Raw genomic sequence first — 18,140 nt, forward strand, 5'->3', positions numbered from 1 at the left:
ATTCGTGTAAAAAAACGCCAAAAGGCCGCGGGGATCGCTCCCCGCGGCGTTGTTTTACGCAATTAACAGTTGATGGTTCGCCAGCAGCGTCGCCAGATCCGTCTGCACGCCGTTCAGCGTCACCAGGGTGGTTGGCGAGAACTGACCGCCGGTACCGTCCAGGTCAACCTGGATCTCGGTATTGCTGCCGTTCTGCACCACGCGGATGTAATCGCTGATATTGCCCGCGCTGCTGTCCAGCGTGGCCACGCCGTTCACGTAGCTCGCCGAGCCCGTGCCGGTATAGCCGCTGCCGGAAAGCAGATCGCGCAGGTCAATACGATCCGTGTCCGCCGTCCCTTCCCAGGTGCCGACCGTAAAGCCGTTCACCACGTCGTGACCGTTACCGCCCGTGGCATCCGAGGCGTTGATCAGCTTGTAGAGCAGCGTATCGTGGCCGCCGCTGCCGATGTTGAAGGTGTCGTTTCCGCCGCGGCCTTCGAACCGGTTATCACCGCTGTTGCCGGTGATGACGTCGTCGTAATCCGAGCCGTTAATCCCTTCAATGTTCAGCAGACGCGTGGTGCCGAAGCCGGTGTCCTGCGCGGTTGAGAGGCGCAGGTCAACGGTCACGCCAGAGGTCGCATTGCGGTAATCCACCACGTCCATCCCACCGGTGTTGCTCCAGGTGTCATGGTCGGAATGGGTAGTCCAGCCGCCGGAACCGTTGTAGGTATAGGTACCCTGCTCTGCGATAAAGGTGTCGTTATACCCGGTTCCGGTAATGGTTCCGCTGTTGCCGCCTGTGGCCGCTTCGGCCGTCAGGACGTAGCCCTCTTTGCCGTTGCCCGCTTCCAGACCGCTCCAGGTGACGTTATCCGACACGCCGTTGGTGATCTTCAGGATCTCGGCCGAATAGGTTTCATTCGGATCCAGCCCGTAGAAGCTCACCAGCGCGGAGGTGTCGTTCGACCCGATACCGGACTGGGCGTTGATGATCTGCGAGGCCACCAGCACGCCCGCGGCGTTGTACAGGTTGACCGTATTGCCGTAGTAGGCGTTGATGCCCTCGCTGTCGACAATGTGCAGATGCATCGCGGTGCCATCAGCAATGGTTTTGCTGTTTTGCACCAGCACCACCTTGCCGTTCTGCTGAGAGACCAGCAGATCCTGCGCGCCGTCCCAGTTGTAGTCCACTGCCGCCACGCCGGTGGCGTAAGCAATGCCGGACGCCAGTTGGCTTGAGGTCCAGGTGGAGCCGTAGCCGTTGTTGGTGAACAGGGTCGCCGTCTGCGAGCCGCCGTAGGTGCTGAGCTTGATGATGTCCATCTGCCCGTCACCGTTCCAGTCCACCGCCACCGACAGATAGCCCGCCGCTGCGTTAGAGGCCTCGACCGCGCTCTTGGTGGCCGAGAGCTTCCCGGTACCGTCGTTGTAGTAGATCACCCCGCCGTTGTTGTTGTAGCTGCTGCCCAGGTACAGATCCATGTAGCCATCGCCGTTGAAGTCTGCCCACGTCATGGACGCCGCCGTGGTGGTATTCGAGGCGTTAGCCACAAACACGTTCGTCAGGTTCTGACCGATGGATAACGTCCCGTTACCGTTGTTGTTGATCACGGTTAACGAGTACGCGCCGCTGCGGTTGGTGTGCTGAACAATATCCACCGTACCGTCGTTGTTCAGGTCAACGCCGGAGATTTCGCGCCCGGAATCAAACTGGCCGTAGAAACCGCCTTCTCCACCGGTGCCGTCCGGCGACAGGACACCCTTGTTGTTCACCAGATAGGTCAGGGAGTCCATACCGGCATCGCCGTACGCCAGATCCAGATACCCATCCCCGGTTTTATCGTACGCAATCACACCGCCGTACCAGATGGTGGTCCCCATTGCCAGCTGACTGGCGTTATAGGTGCTGCCATCGTAGGTCCACATCACCTGCGTTGACCCGGCGTAGGTATTTTCCGTCGCGAAAATGTCCTGCGTGCCGTTACGGTCAAAGTCGGCGGCGGTCTGGCTCACCACGTAGTAGTTACGGGTGTTAGTCAGCGTATTGCCGGCATAGGTCGAGCTATCGCTGCTGGAGTAAGACTGGCCGTTAGCGATGATATTCCACAGACCGCTGCTGTTCATGCCGAGGGTCATGGTGGAGTTGTTGCTGTTCCCCGCCGTGGTTGCCCAGTCGGTGTTCACCGAGGTGGTATCAATCACCAGGCTACCGGTCGCCGTACCCGTGGTATTGCCGTTACCCGCGCTGCTCTTCACCTGCGCGGTCACGCTGTAGCTCGCCACGCCCAGCGCATCGCCGTCCGGGATCTGCAGATACCAGGTGTTATGATCCGGGTCGACCACCACCGCGCCGCCGGTCTGGGAGGTGTAGGTTTTGCCGTTCACCGTCACCACCAGATATTCACCGTTCACCAGGTCAGCGGAGACGGTACCGGTGACGATCGGCGTGGTATCAGACGTGGTCTGCGCGGTAATCGCCGCCGTGGTGGTCGGGATGCTGGTATCAACGTTCAGCACGAAGCCGTCGGATTCCGTGTAGTTTCCGGCCCTGTCGGTGACGCGCACGATGTAGGTGTGATTCCCGTCGCTCAGGCCGTTGTCCTGGAAGGACCAGCTTGCGCTGCCGTTCATGGTCACCTGGCCGAGCAGGACCCCGTCACGGTAAAGCTGCACGATCTCGCCGTCATCCGGGGCGCGGTTAAGCGTCCCGTTGATCAGCGGCGAGTTATCGTCCGTTGCCACCGCGCTGCCAAAGGTGCCCTGACGCTCACCTTCACCGTCGGTGTAGCTCACGACCGTGCCAACCGTGGTCGGCGGCGTGGTGTCTACCGTGACGACCTGAGACGCGGTGGACCCCACGTTGCCCGCCTGGTCGATAATCCGCACCTGGTAGGTGTAGTCCCCGTCAGGCAGATCGCGGGTATCGGTGTAGCTCCAGCGCTGGTTGGTGACCGTGGTATCGAGCCAGGTATTCCCGCCGTCGAGGCTGATCTGTACGCGCTCGTCGCTTGCCAGCGCGCTGCCCAGCGAACCGTTGATGGTCAGCGTGGTGTCCATGGTGATGAAATCACTGCCGGACTGGCCGGTATCTTCGCTGATGCTGTCGATGGTGACGCCGTACTGCGGCGCCTGCGTATCCACCGTCACCGCCTGCGAGGTGGTGGCTCCAACGTTCCCCGCCAGGTCAACGACCCGCACCTGGTAGTTATGGCTGCCGTCGGTCAGGGTTCGCGTGTCGCTGTAGCTCCACTGCGTCCCGCTTACGGTGGCGTATACCCAGGTCGTGCCGCCGTCCATGCTCACCTGCACGAATTCACCCGCGCCGAGTTCTGCGCCGAGCGTTCCGTGCAGCGTGTACGAGGTCGAACTGGTCAGGAAGTCGTTATTATCGAAGCCGGTATCCACGGTAATGTTATCCACGGTCACCGTAATCGCCGCATCCGGGGCGACCGTATCGACGGTCACCTGCTGATGGGCGCTGGCCCCCACGTTACCGGCGGCATCCACCACGCGGACGTAGTAGTCATAGGTCTGGTTACCCAGCGTGCGGCTATCGACGTAGTACCAGCTGTTGCCGGTGACGATCACGTTCTGCCAGGTGACGCCGCCGTCGATGCTGATCTGGGCGTATTCGCCGTCGGCCAGCGTCGCGCCGAGCGAGCCGTGCAACGTCAGGGACGTGTCGCGAGTGATAAAGTCGCTGCTGCTCAGGCCGGTATCGTCGCTGATGCTGTCGATGGCGATCGTTTTGCTGGCGTCCGGCGCAACGGTATCAATGGTCACCACCTGAGAGGCGGTGGCGCTGATGTTGCCCGCATCGTCAATCACGCGCAGCTGGTAGTTGTAATCCCCGTCGGCCAGCGTACGGCCATCGACATACGTCCAGCTCAGGCCGCTGACGCTGACGTCGGTCCAGGTGACGCCGCCGTCAAGGCTGATCTGCGCGTGGTCGCCGCTGCCCAGCGCCGCGCCCAGCGTCCCTTTCAGGCTGATCTGGTTGTCGCTGGTGATAAAGTCGCTGCCGGACAGGCCGGTATCCTGCGTAATGGAATCCACGGTAATGGTGGTTGCCGCAGGCTTCGTCAGGTCAATCACCACGTCCTGGCTGTCCGTGGCCCCCACGTTGCCCGCGTTATCAATCACGCGGACCTGGTACTGATACGTCCCGTCCGTCAGGGTGCGGCCATCGGCGTAGCGCCAGGTGGTGCCGGTCACGGTCAGGTCAATCCAGGTGACGCCGCCGTCGAGGCTGATCTGCGCCTTCTCGTTATTACCGAGCTGCGCGGTCAGCGAGCCGTTGACGACGACCTGGCTGTCGTTGGTGATGAAATCCGTTGCGCTCAGGCCGGTGTCGTTTTGCAGCGAATCAATAGCGATCCCCATCGACGGCGCAGTCAGATCGACCGTGACGGTATGGTTATCGCTGGCGCTGTTGCCGATGGTATTGCTGACCTGCGCGTTAATCACGTACGAGCCGCCGTCTGCCAGCGCGGTCACGTCAGCGCTTCCCACCGTGTAGCTCCAGGTACCGTCATTCTGGACGGTAGCCGCATAGGTTTTACCGTTCAGCGTGATGGTCACCGTCTGGCCTGCCGGCGCATCGGTGGTGCCGCTGATGACCAGCGGCGTGCCGTGCTCTGCGGCGTTGACGATGTCGTCCTGCGCAAAGGTGTTAATGGTGATGGTTGGAACATCGCCGTTCAGCGTCACGTCGTGCGTTGCGCTGCCCGGGTTGCCCGCCTTGTCGCTCACCGACGCGGTGATGGTGTACTCCCCGTCGCTCAGGCCGAGGAAATCACGGCCCGGCACGAAGACCGACCACGATCCGTCTGCCCCGACGGTCGCCTGATAGCTGTGCCCGTTGAAGGAGACGGTCACCGTCTGGCCCTGTTCCGCCGTGGTCGTGCCGCGGATGGTCTGGCCCGTCAGCTGCTCCGCGTTGTTGACGATATCGTCATCGGCCACGGTGCTGATGGTCACGGTTGGCGCGACGGTATCCACTGTTAAGGTGTGCGTGGTCTGGCCGTTATTACCCGCTTTATCGTTGACGGAGGCGGTGACCGTCAGCGCGCCCTGGCTCAGGGCGGCCAGGTCGGCTGCCGGCACGTCGAGCGTCCAGGTGCCGTCGCTGCCGACAAGCGCAGTGTAGGTTTTGCCGCCCAGCGTCACGGTAACGGTCTGACCCGCCTCCGCGCTGGAAGATCCGTGCACGGTCAGCGGCTGCTGCGCTTCCGCGGCGTTCAGCATGTCGTCAACCGACAGCGTCCCAATGCTCACCACCGGCGCAGTAGTATCCACGCTGATGCCGTGCGTTGCCGACGCGCTGTTGCCCGCGCTGTCCTGTGCCGATACGGACACCTGATAGCGCGCGCCATCGGCCAGGGCGCCCACGTCGGCGGCCGGTACGGTGGTCGTCCAGGTGCCGTCGTTCTGAATCGTGGCGGTATAGGTCTTGCCGTTCAGGGTCACGGTGACCTGAGTCCCGCTGGCGAGCTGCGCGCTGGAGCCGTTAATCACCAGTGACGAACCGGCTTCAGCCGCGTTGATGACGTCGTCACCGCTAACGGTGTTCACCGTCAGCGCCACGGAGGCGGTGTTGATCACCAAGTCATGGGTCTGGGTGCTGCTGTTACCCGCGCTGTCGGTAATGGTCGCGCTGAGGGTCACGGTGCCGTCGGTCAGCGCGGAAATCACGCTGGCCGGAACGCCCACGCTCCAGTTGCCGCTGGCGTCAACGGTAGTGGTGTACTGGTGCGAACCGAGGGTGATAACCACTTTATCACCGACGTTCGCGCCGGTTGCCGACCCGCTGACGATCTGCGCCTGGCCGTGCTCCACGCTGTTAATCACGTCATCGCCCGCCACCACGTTAAAGCTGACGGTCGGCGGCGTGGTATCAAGCGTAATCGTCTTACCCGCGCTGCCCGGGTTCCCCGCCGCGTCGCTCACGCTCACCTGCACGGTGTAGCCGCTATCCGCCAGTGCGGTCAGATCGCTGCCCGGAACGTTCACGCTCCAGACGCCGCCCTGCTGCACCTGGGCGGTATAGCTCTTCCCGCCCAGCGTCACGGTGACCGTCTGCCCGGCTTCCGCCGTGGTAGTGCCGGAGATAGCAACGCCCGCAGCCGCTTCGCTGCCGTTAATCACGTTATCGCCTGCGACCGTATCAATGGTCACGGTTGGCGCAGTCGCGTCCACGCTGTACTCCCGGCCCGCCGACGCGCTGTTGCCGTGCGCGTTGGTGACACTCACCTGCACGCTGGCGTCACCGTCTTTCAGGCCCGCGAGATCTGCGGACGGCACGGTGGCCGTCCAGTTACCGTCAGCATCCACCTTCGCGGTGTACGTCTTGCCGCCGAAGCTAACCGTAACGGTCTGGTTTTCCTCCACGTTCGAGGTGCTGCCGGAGAGCACCAGATCCACACCTTTCTCCGCCGCGTTAATCACGTCGTCGGTGGCAATCGCATCGATGCTGATAGCCACCGCCGCCAGATCGACGGTCACGTCATGGCTGATGGTCACCGGGTTGCCCGCCGCGCTCTGGCCTGCAACGGTCACGGTGACCGTACCTGCTGCGAAGGCCGCGACGTCTGCCGCCGGGATCGCCGCGCTCCAGGAACCGTCTGCCAGCACGGAGGCCGCATAGGTTTTGCCATTGACGGTCACGGTGAGCGTTGTGCCTGCCGCCAGCCCGTCGCTGGTGCCGGAGACGATCAGGTTTTGAGTATGTTCGATGCTGTTAATCACATCGTCGCCCGCGACGGTATCGACGCGCAGGCCCGGCAGGTTAGCGTCGATCGCGATCTCGCGCTCGCCGGTCCCGGTATTGCCATGGCCGTTGGTGACGGTTGCTGACACGGTCAAATCGCCATTGCCCAGCGCCGTCAGGACGGACTCCGGCACGTTCACGGACCAGGTCAGATCGCTCTGCACCGTCGCGGTGTAGGTGTTACCGCCAATGGTCACGGTGACGGTATTGCCCGCTTCCGCGTTCGTTACCTTGCCGCTGAGGGTCTGGCCCGCGGCCACTTCCGCCGCGTTGATAACGTTATCGCCCGCGATGGTGTTGATGGTGACGCCCGGCAGCGCGGTATCCACCTGCAGATTCGCGGTGTTGCTCACGCTGTTGCCCACGCCGTTGGTCGCGGCCGCGCTCAGGGTGTAGTTGGCTTCGCCCAGGCTCGCCAGATCCGCCGCCGGGACCGTCAGGCTCCAGGTGCCGTCTGCGGCGGTCGTCGCCGTGTAGTTTTTGCCGTTCAGGGTCACGGTCACCACGGTGCCTTCCGCCAGGTTGGCGCTGGTGCCGCTCACGCTCAGATCCTGACCTTTCTCCACCGCATTCAGCACGTTGTCACCGCTGATGGCGTTGAAGCTGACCGATGGCAGACCGGTATCGACGGTCACGTTATGGCTGCCGGTGCCGGTGTTGCCCGCCGCGTCTGTGACGGACGCAGTCACGGTCACGGTGCCGTCGCTGAGGCCGGAAATGACGCTGGCCGGTACGCCCACGCTCCAGTTACCCGCCGCGTCCAGCACGGTGGTGTACGTCTGGCCGCCGATGGTGACGGTGACCTTATCGCCCGCGGCCGCGCCGGTGGCGGTACCGCTGATGATGTGCGCCTGGCTGTGTTCTGCGAGGTTAATAACATCGTCACCCGCTACGGTGCTGATGGTCACCGCCGGAACGGTGACGTCCACCGTCAGGTTGTGATCAACGGACACCGGGTTACCCGCCTTGTCGCTGACGCTTGCGGTCACGGTCACACTGCCGTCCGTCAGGGCCGCTACATCGGCCGCCGGGACGTTCAGCGTCCAGCTGCCGTCCGCGCTGACGGTGGTGGTGTAGTCTTTGCCGTTCAGCGACACGGTCACCGTCTGGCCCGCTTCGGCAGAGCTGCTGCCGGACACGGTCAGATCGCTCTTCGCTTCGGCGGCATTAAGAATGTTGTCCGTCGCCAGGGTGTTGATGGTCACGCTCGGCGCGGTCGCATCCACGCTGTACTCGCGGCCCGCCGAGGCGCTGTTGCCGTTCACGTTGGTGACGCTCACCTGCACGCTGGCGTCGCCGTCCTTCAGGCCAGCCAGATCCGCAGACGGTACGGTACAGGTCCAGTTGCCGCTGTCGTCCACTGTCGCACTATAGATTTTGCCGTTCAGGCTGATGGTCACGGTCTGCCCGGCTTCCACGTTGATGGTCGCACCGGACAGCACCAGATCCGCGCCCTTCTCCGCCGCGTTAATCACGTCGTCGGTGGCAATCGCATTGATGCTGATGGCAACGGTCGCCAGATCTACCGTCACATCGTGGCTGATGGTAATCGGATTGCCCGCAGCGCTGTCGCCAGTGACGCTGATTTTGACGGTGCCTTCCGGCCACGCGCTCACGTCGGTAGACGGCACAGCCGCGCTCCAGCTGCCGTCCGCCAGCACCGTGGCCGCATAGTCTTTGCCGTTGATGGTGACGGTCAGCGTCGTGCCCGGTGCCAGCCCGTCGCTGGAGCCGGTGACAATGAGATTCTGCGCATGCTCAATGCTGTTGATGACGTTGTCGCCCGCCACGGTGTCCACACGCAGGCCCGGCAGGTTAGCGTCGATCGCGATCTCGCGCTCGCCGGTGCCGGTGTTGCCGTGGCCGTTGGTGACGGTCGCCGTCACGCTCAGGCTGCCGTTGCCCAGCGCGGTCAGCACGTCCGACGGCACGTTGACGGACCAGGTCAGGTCGTTCTGCACCGTTGCGGTGTAGCTGTTGTCACCAATGGTCACGGTCACGATATTGCCCGCTTCGGCATTCGCCACGGTGCCGCTCAGGGTCTGGCCTGCGGCCACTTCCGCCGCATTAATGACGTTATCGCCCGCCACGGTGTTAATGGTGACCGTCGGCAGCGCGGTGTCCACCAGCAGGTTCGCGGTGTTGCTGACGCTGTTGCCCACGCCGTTGGTGGCGGTCGCATTCAGGGTGTAGTTGGCCTGACCCAGACCGGCCAGATCCGCCGCCGGAACCGCCAGGCTCCAGGTGCCGTCTGCCGCGGTCGTCGCCGTGTAGTTTTTGCCGTTCAGGGTCACGGTCACCACGGTGCCTTCCGCCAGGTTGGCGCTGGTGCCGCTCACGCTCAGGTCCTGACCTTTCTCCACCGCATTCAGCACGTTGTCACCGCTGATGGCGTTGAAGGCCACGGACGGCAGACCGGTATCGACGGTCACGCTATGCGTGCCGGTGCCGGTGTTGCCCGCCGCGTCGGTGACGGACGCAGTCACGGTCACGGTGCCGTCGCTGAGGCCGGAAATGACGCTGGCCGGTACGCCCACGCTCCAGTTCCCCGCCGCGTCCAGCACGGTGGTGTACGTCTGGCCGCCGATGGTGACGGTCACCTTATCGCCCGCTGCCGCGCCGGTGGCGGTGCCGCTGATAACGTGTGCCTGACTGTGTTCAGCCACGTTAATCACATCGTCACCCGCGATGGTGTTGATAGTGACCGCAGGAACGGTCACATCCACCGTCAGGTTGTGGTCCACGGACGCCGGGTTACCCGCCTTGTCGCTGACGCTTGCGGTCACGGTCACGCTGCCGTCCGTCAGGGCCGCAACATCGGCCGCCGGAACGTTCAGCGTCCAGCTGCCATCCGCGCTGACGGTTGTGGTGTAGTCTTTGCCGTTCAACAATACGGTGACCGTCTGGCCCGCTTCGGCGGTACTGGTACCGGACACGGTCAGATCGCTCTTCGCTTCGGCGGCATTAAGAATGTCGTCCGTCGCAAGGGTGTTAATGGTCACGCTCGGCGCGGTCGCATCCACGCTGTACTCGCGGCCCGCCGAGGCGCTGTTGCCGTTCACGTTGGTGACGCTCACCTGCACGCTGGCGTCGCCGTCTTTCAGACCCGCCAGGTCGGCGGCTGGCACCGTGGTCGTCCATTTGCCGTCGGCGCCTACGGTCGCGGTGTAGCTCTTGCCGCCGAAGGTGATGGTAACGGTCTGGTTTTCCTCAACGTTTGAGGTCGCCCCGGAGAGCACCAGATCCGCGCCCTTCTCGGCGGCGTTAATCACGTCGTCTGCGGCAATCGCATCTATGCTGATGGCAACGGTCGCCAGGTCCACCGTCACATCATGGCTGATGGAGACCGGATTACCGGCGCTGCTCTGGCCTGCCACGGTCACGGTGACCGTGCCTGCATTCAGCGCACCCACGTCCGCAGCCGGGATCGCCGCGCGCCAGGTGCCGTCCGCCAGCACGGTCGCCGGATAGGTTTTGCCGTTGACGGTCACGGTCAGCGCCGCGCCCGCCGCCAGCCCGTCGCTGGTGCCGGTGATAATCAGGTTCTGCCCGTGTTCGATACTGTTGATCACGTCGTCGCCCGCCACGGTATCCACGCGCAGGCCCGGCAGGTTAGCGTCGATAGTGATATCGCGCTCAGCGGATCCGCTGTTGCCGACGCCGTTGGTCACGCTGGCCGACACCGTTAAATCGCCGTTACCCAGCGCGGTCAGCACGTCCGAAGGCACGTTAACGGACCAGGTAAGATCGCTCTGCACCGTTGCGGTGTAGATGTTACCGCCAATGGTCACGGTCAGGGTGTTGCCCGCTTCGGCATTCACCACCTTACCGCTGATGGTCTGGCCGGCTGCCAGCTCGGCGGCGTTAATCACGTCGTCGCCCGCAATGGTGTTGACGATCACGCCCGGCAGAACGGACTCCACGTTTACGGTGTGCGACGCGCTGGTGCTGTTACCGACGCTGTCCGTCGCCGAGGCGGTGACGGTGTAAAGCGCCTCGCCCAGCTGACCGACTTCGCTCGCCGGAACGGTGGTGGTCCATTTTCCGTTATCGTCCACCTGCGCGCTGTACGCTTTGCCGTTCAGCATCACGGTCACCACCGCGCCTGCCGCCAGGCCGGAAGCCGTACCGGAGAGGGTCAGATCCTGGGTTTTCTCGGTGTTATTGATCACATCGTCACCGGAAACAGTGTCAATGGTCAGCCCCGGCGCGGTCAGGTTCACCGCCACGCCGTGCGTGGCGCTGTTGCTGTTGCCCGCTTTATCGGTCAGCGCCGCGGTAATGGTGTAATCCCCGGCGGCCAGCGCGGTGACGTCCGCCGCAGGCACGCCCACGCTCCAGTTGCCGGAGGCGTCCAGGGTGGCGGTGTACGATTTGCCGTTGAGGGTGACGGTGACCACGTCGCCCGCCGCCGCGCCGGTCACGGAACCGGTGACAATCAATGCCTGCACGTGCTCGGCGCTGTTGATCACGTCGTCGTCGGACACGGTGTGAATGGTCAACTGTGGAACGGTGGTATCCACCAGCACGTCGCGATCCGCGGAGGCCGGGTTGCCCGCTTTGTCCGATACGGCGGCGCTGACGGTGTAGTTCCCGTCGGTAATACCGTTCAGATCCGCGGACGGCACGGTCACGCTCCAGCTGCCGTTGGCCTGCACGGTGGTGGTATAGTCCACGCCGTTCAGGGTCACGGTGACGGTCTGGCCCGCTTCGGCGTTGGTGACGCCGTTAATCACCAGATCCTGCTGCGCTTCAGCCGCATTGATGATGTTGTTGTCGCTGATGATTTCAATAGACACCGTCGGCGCGGTCGCGTCCACGCTGTACCCGCGGCCCGCCGAGGCGCTGTTGCCGTTCACGTTGGTCACGCTCACCTGCACGCTGGCATCGCCGTCCTTCAGGCTGCCCACGTCGGCAGACGGTACGGTAGCCGTCCAGTTGCCGTCGGCATCGACCGTCGCGGTGTACGACTTGCCGCCGAAGATGATGGTAACGGTCTGGTTTTCTTCCACGTTGGTGGTGGAGCCGGACAGCAGCAGGTCCGCGCCTTTCTCCGCCGCGTTAATCACGTCGTCAGAGGCAATCGGGTTAATACTGATGGCGACTGCCGCCAGATCCACCTTCACGTCATGGCTGATGGTCACCGGATTCCCCGCGGTGCTTTGCCCCTCCACGGTCACGGTGACCGTGCCCGCAGCCAGCGCGCTGACGTCGGCCGCCGGAATGGCCGCCGTCCAGGTGCCGTCCGCCAGTACGGTGGCCGCGTAGGTTTTGCCGTTGACGGTGACCGTCAGCGCCGCGCCCGTTGCCAGTCCGTCGCTGGAGCCGGTGATAATCAGATTTTGAGCGTGCTCAATGCTGTTAATCACGTCGTCGCCTGCCACGGTATCGACGCGCAGGCCCGGCAGGTTTGCGTCGATGCTGATGTCGCGCTCGCCGGTGCCGGTGTTGCCGTGGCCGTTGGTGACGCTGGCTGACACCGTCAGATCGCCGTTACCGATGGCGGTTAAGACCGAGGACGGCACGTTGACCGACCAGCTCAGATCGTCCTGAACCGTCGCCGTATAGGTATTGCCACCAATGGAAATGGTGACAGTGTCACCGCTCGCCGCGCCGCTCACTTTCCCGCTCAGGGTCTGTCCCGCAGCTACTTCCGCGGCGTTAATGACATCGTCCGTGGCGACCGGGTTGATGGTGACCTGCGGCAGCGCGCTGTCGACCAGCACGCTGTGGCCGGTGCTCGCGCTGTTGCCCGCGGCGTCAGTCACGCTCGCCGTCACGGTGTAACTCGCTTCGCCCAGCGCCGAGACGTTTGCCGCCGGAACGGTCACGCTCCAGTTCCCGCTCGCGTCGGTGGTGGCCGTATAGCTGATTCCGTTCAGGGTCACCGTAATGGTCGTTCCGTCCGGCTGGTTACTGGTGCCGGATACCTGTAGATCCTGGCCTTTCTCGGTCGCGTTGATCACGTCGTCAACCGCCAGGGTATTGATGGCAATGACCGGCGCGGTCAGGGAGACGTCAAATTCGTGCGTCGCGCTGGCGCTGTTACCGGCTTTGTCGGTGAGGGTCGCGGAGATCGTCTGGTCACCATTGGCCAGCGCGCCCACGTCCGCCGCCGGAACACCCACGCTCCAGCTGCCGGACGCGTCCAGCATGGCGGTGTAGTCTTTACCGTTCAGGGTCACGGTAATCACGTCGCCCGCCTGCGCGCCCGTCACCTTACCGGAGACGATCAGCGCCTGGCCGTGCTCGGCAATATTCACGATGTCGTCGCCGGCAACGATGTTGAAGGTGATCTGCGGCACGGTGGTGTCCACCAGCACCGAGGATCCCGCGCTGGCCGGGTTACCTGCTTTATCGGACACGGTCACCGTGACCGCCGCGCTGCCGTCGGTAATGCCTGCCAGATCCGCCGCAGGCACGTCGAGCGTCCAGCTGCCGTCCGCCTGCACCTGCGCGCTGTACTGATTGCCGTTGAAGGTCACGGTGACCGTCTGGCCTGCTTCGGCCGTAGACGTCCCGCTCAGGGTCAGATCCTGCGCCGCCTCAGCCGCATTCAGCATGTTATCGCCGCTGATGGTGTTGATGGTCACCGTCGGCGCGGTGGTGTCGACGCTGAATGCCTGCGCCGAAGAGGCCGTGTTGCCGTTCACGTTGGTCACGCTGACCTGCACGCTGGCGTCGCCCTCTTTCAGGCCGCTCAGATCGGCAGCCGGAACGGTCCAGGTCCAGTCGCCGTTGCCATCCACCGTCGTGGTATACGTTTTCCCTGCGAAGGTGATGGTGACGGTCTGGCCCGCTTCAACGTTGGATGTCGTACCGGACAGCACCAGATCCTGGCCTTTTTCCGCCGCGTTAAGCACGTTATCGTCGGTCACGCTGCTGATGGTGATGGCGACCGGCGCGAGATCGACGTCCACGACGGTCCTGATGGTTACCGGGTTGCCGGAGGCATCCTGCGCGCTTGCCTTGATATCCAGCGAGCCATCTGCCCACTGGGACACGTCCGCCGCCGGTACCGCCGCCTGCCAGGTACCGTCCGCCAGCACCGTTGCGGAATACGCTTTGCCGTTGATGGTCACGGTGACGGCGCTGCCCGCCGCCAGATCGGTGCTGGTGCCGGACACAATCAGGTTCTGTGCGTGTTCAATCACGTTAATCACGTCGTCGCCTGCGACCGTATCAATACGCAGCCCCGGAAGCTGGGCGTCGATGGTGAAGTCGAGAGAAGAAGAGCCGGTATTGCCGTGGCCGTTGGTGACGCTGGCCGATACGGTGAGATCGCCGTTGCCGAGCGCGGTCAACTGGCTCTGGGTTAACGGCAGGCTCCAGGTGAGATCGTCCTGAACGGTAGCCGTGTATGTCTGGCCGCCGAGGATAATCGTGACAGTGTCACCTGACGCCGCGTTCGTTACCTTACCGGACAGGGTTTGCCCTGCCGCCACTTCCGCCGCGTTAACGATATTGTCGCCCGCCAGCGTGTTGATCGTTACCACCGGCAGCGAGCTGTCCACCAGCACATCGTGCGAGGTTGAGGCGCTGTTGCCTACGCTATCGGTGACGTTCGCCGTCACGGTGTAATTCGCTTCGCCCAGCGCCGAGACGTTTGCCGCCGGAACGGTCAGGCTCCAGTTTCCGCTCGCGTCAGCGGTGGCCGTATAGTGAATGCCGTTCAGGATTACCGTAATGGTCGTGCCTTCCGGCTGGTTGCTGGTGCCGGAAATCTGCAGAGCTTCGCCTTTCTCAGCCGCGTTAATCACGTCATCTGCCGCCAGCGTGTTGATACCGATGACAGGCGTCACGGTATTCACCACCACGTCCAGCGAAGTGCTTCCGGTATTGCCGGACCTGTCGGTCACGGAGACGTCGATGGTCCAGGTGCCGTCATTCAGCCCCTGCACGACGGACGCCGGCAGGCCAAGGCTCCAGTTGCCCGCCGCATCCACCACGGTGGTGTAATCGACGCTGTTAATGGTAATGGTCACAAGGTCGCCCGCTGCCGCACCGGTGACGGAGCCGCTCAGGATTTGCGCCTGTGAATGGGCGAGCTGGTTAACGGTGTTAGTGTCGGTGACAAAGTCGTTAATGGTCACCTGCGGCACGGTCGCGTCCACCAGACCCACGCGGTCGGCGCTGCTGCTGTTGCCCGCCACGTCGCTCACGGTGGCCGTCACGGTCACGATGCCATCGTTGAGGGCGCCGACATCAGCCGCCGGAACGATCAGCTGCCAGGTACCGTCCGTCTGGACCGTGGTCTGATACGTTTTACCGTTCAGCGTCACGGTGACCGTCTGGCCTGCTTCAGCACTGCTGGTGCCGCTCAAGGCTAAATCCTGCTGCGCCTCAGCCGCGTTGATGATGTTGTCGGCGGTCAGATTATCGAGCGTAATCGCTGGCGGCAGCGTATCCACCGTGACCACGCGCGACGCGTCGGCACTGTTGCCATTGACGTTCGTGACGCTGACGCTCACCTGCGCGCGCCCGTCGATCAGGGTTTCCATGGCGCTGGCAGGCACGGTCAGGCTCCAGGAGCCGTCCTGCTGCACCTGTGCGGTAAAGGTCTGGTCGGCGAATTTCACCACCACGGTCTGCCCCGCCTCCACGCCCTGCGTCTGGCCGGAAAGGGTTAAATCGGCGCCTTTTTCTGCCGCATTCAGCAGGTCGTCGCCGGAGACGGTATCAATGGTGACCGCCACGGCGTTCAGATCGAGTTCAATCGGGTGTTCAGCCGCAACGGTATTGCCCCAGGCATCTTCAGCGCTGACGCTAACCGTCACCTCTCCCGCGGTCCAGGCCTGCAGGTCCGCAGCCGGGACGCCGATCTGCCAGTGGCCGCTGGCGTTCACCGCGGTAACGTACTCAACGTTATTGATGGTGACGGTAATCTGCGTGCCGGCAGCCAGATGGGTGCTGGAGCCGGTGACGGTCAGATCCTGCTGCTGCTCAATGGCGTTGACCACGTCATCGCCGGAAATGGTGTTCACACGCAGGCCCGGCAGCTGTGCGTTGATGTTGATATCGCGCTCGCCGGTACCGGTATTGCCGTGCGAATTGGTCACCGACGCGGTGAAGGTTAAATCGCCGTCGCCGAACGCCTTAAGATCCGCTGACGGGATTTTCACGCTCCAGGTCAGATCGCTGCCCACCGTGGCGGTGTAGCTCTTGCCGCCCACGGTGACAGAAACGGTATCGCTCGCCGCCGCGCCGGTGACGCGACCGCTGAGCGTTTGATCCACACCCGCTTCGGCGTTATTGACCAGGTTGTCCCCTGCAAAGGTGTTGATGATCACCTGCGGCAGCACGGTATCCACCAGCAGCGTCGCCGCGGCAGAGCCGCTGTTACCCACGCTGTCAGTACCGCTGACGCTGACGGTGTAAAGGGTGTTCGCCAGATTCAGGACGTCGGAAACCGGCACCTGGACCGCCCAGATGCCGTTTTCAACGGTGGCCTGATAGCTGACGTTGTTCAGCGTCACGGTGATGGCGCTGCCGTCAGGCAGGTTGCTGGTGCCGGTCAGGCTCAGCGGCTGCATTGCCTCCTGAGCATTCAACACGTTGTCCTGGCTGATGGTATCAATCGTAAATTCTGGCGGGTTGCCGCTCAGCGTAATGCCGTGTGTGGCGCTGCCGGTGTTGCCTGCCGCGTCGGTCACGGAAACTGAAATCGTGTGGTTGCCTTCACCCAGCGCGCCCAGCACGGATGCCGGAACGCCCACGCTCCAGCTGCCGTCCGCCAGCACCACGCCGGTGAAGGATTGGCCGCCAACGGTCACGGTGACCACATCCCCCGCAGCGGCGCCGTTTGCCTGCCCGGAGATAATCTGCGCCTGACCCTGCTCGCTGGTATTGAGAATATCGTCGCCCGCCACGGTATCGATGGTGACGACCGGCGCGGTGGTATCCACCGCAAAATCGGCGGTGACAGACGAGCCGTTGCCCGCTTTGTCGCTGACGTTCACCGTCAGGGTGTGATTGCCCTCGCTGAGCGCCTGCACGTCGTTCGCGGCCAGCGTGACGGACCAGGTGCCGTCGCTGCCCACCGTGGCGTTGTAGTTTTTACCGTTCAGCGTGACCGTGACGATCTGACCGGCTTCCGCATTCGTTTTGCCGGTCAGCGTCAGCGGCTGGCTGTGCTCGGCGGCATTAATGATGTTGTCCTGCGCGAGGGTATCGACAGAGAGGGTTGGCGCGACGGTATCCACGCCGATTGTCTGGCTGCCGCTCACGGTGTTACCCGCTGCGTCTTTGCCGCTGACGTTGACCGTCCAGGCGCCATCGCCCAGCGCCTGCGCGTCGGCCGCGGGTACGTTAACGCTCCACGTCCCGTCAGCGCCCACCTCGGCCGCGTAGATTTTACCGTTCAGCGTCACGGTAAGTTCGGTGCCCTGCGCCAGATTCTTGCTGGCGCCGGAGAGCGTAAAGCCTGCGGATTGCTCGCTGGCGTTAAGCACGTTATCGCCCGCCGTAGTGGCCAGCGTAATGGCGGCCTCGGCGGTCGAGACCGTTACGGTGATATTGCCCGCATCGGTAGTCTTACTGCCGTCGATCTGCACCACCGACCAGGTGTGTTCCCCGTCCGTCTGGGTCGGTAATTTTACCGTCCAGGTGCCCTCTTTACTCACCATGGCGCTGGCGATGGTGCTGCCGCTGCTGTCTTTGATCTGGATCGTCGCGCCCGGCTGACCGGTGCCGCTAAAGGTTGGCGTGTTGTCGTCCGTGATCGCGTTTGCTGTCAGCACGCCCTGCTTGTCGCCCGCTTTATCCGACAGCAGGAAGGTTGGCGTGGCGCTTTCCACCTCTTTCGTATTATCAATAACTTTTGTTTTAGTATCGCCGTCGCCGCCGTTTGCCAGCAGCGCCCCGATGGCACCGCCGCCTAATGCAGCTCCCGCAATCCAGCCCCACGGCGCATCGCTTAAGACGCTTTCCTGCTCCAGGAAAGGTTGAATGCTGCTAATCGGTGTGGCCTGCGCGGTTAACTCGGTCACCGCCACGCCTGATGCTTCCCCGGCATCGGCAAAAGAAATATGCGTCAGTTCCTGACGATCGTTGAATACCAGCTCTGACTGAGTATGCGTTTCAGGATCTTCAACAAAATAGTTATTGCAGCGAATCACGCTGCCATCTTTCATATAAATGAGGAGGTCTTTCCCCTGACGGACATAACGCGCCACATCCTGAGCAGAACCCTGGATTTCAATCACGCTCGGGGATGAAATAGAGACCGACAAATTCCCTTCGCCGGTTAATTTCGTTTTCTCCGCCGTTTTGCGAATGATGACATCAACAACCTTTATGTTACTCATATTTCTCTCCTTGCAGGTGTACGGATTCCTGTGGATATGTCCACCAGACGGATGTAGCTATCCCTGGGAAAAAACACCCA

1 protein-coding gene is annotated in these 18,140 nt (G+C 63.1%); it reads right to left on the reverse strand.

Annotated features, from left to right (window positions below):
• Window positions 1–54: 54 nt before the first annotated feature.
• Entirely contained in the window at window positions 55–18,060 is an 18,006-nt protein-coding gene (locus BMW97_RS03185) for an Ig-like domain-containing protein (protein ID WP_090392527.1), read from the reverse strand.
• Window positions 18,061–18,140 lie beyond the last annotated feature (80 nt).

This window comes from Enterobacter sp. NFIX58 (assembly GCF_900110475.1).
GTDB lineage: Bacteria > Pseudomonadota > Gammaproteobacteria > Enterobacterales > Enterobacteriaceae > Enterobacter > Enterobacter quasiroggenkampii.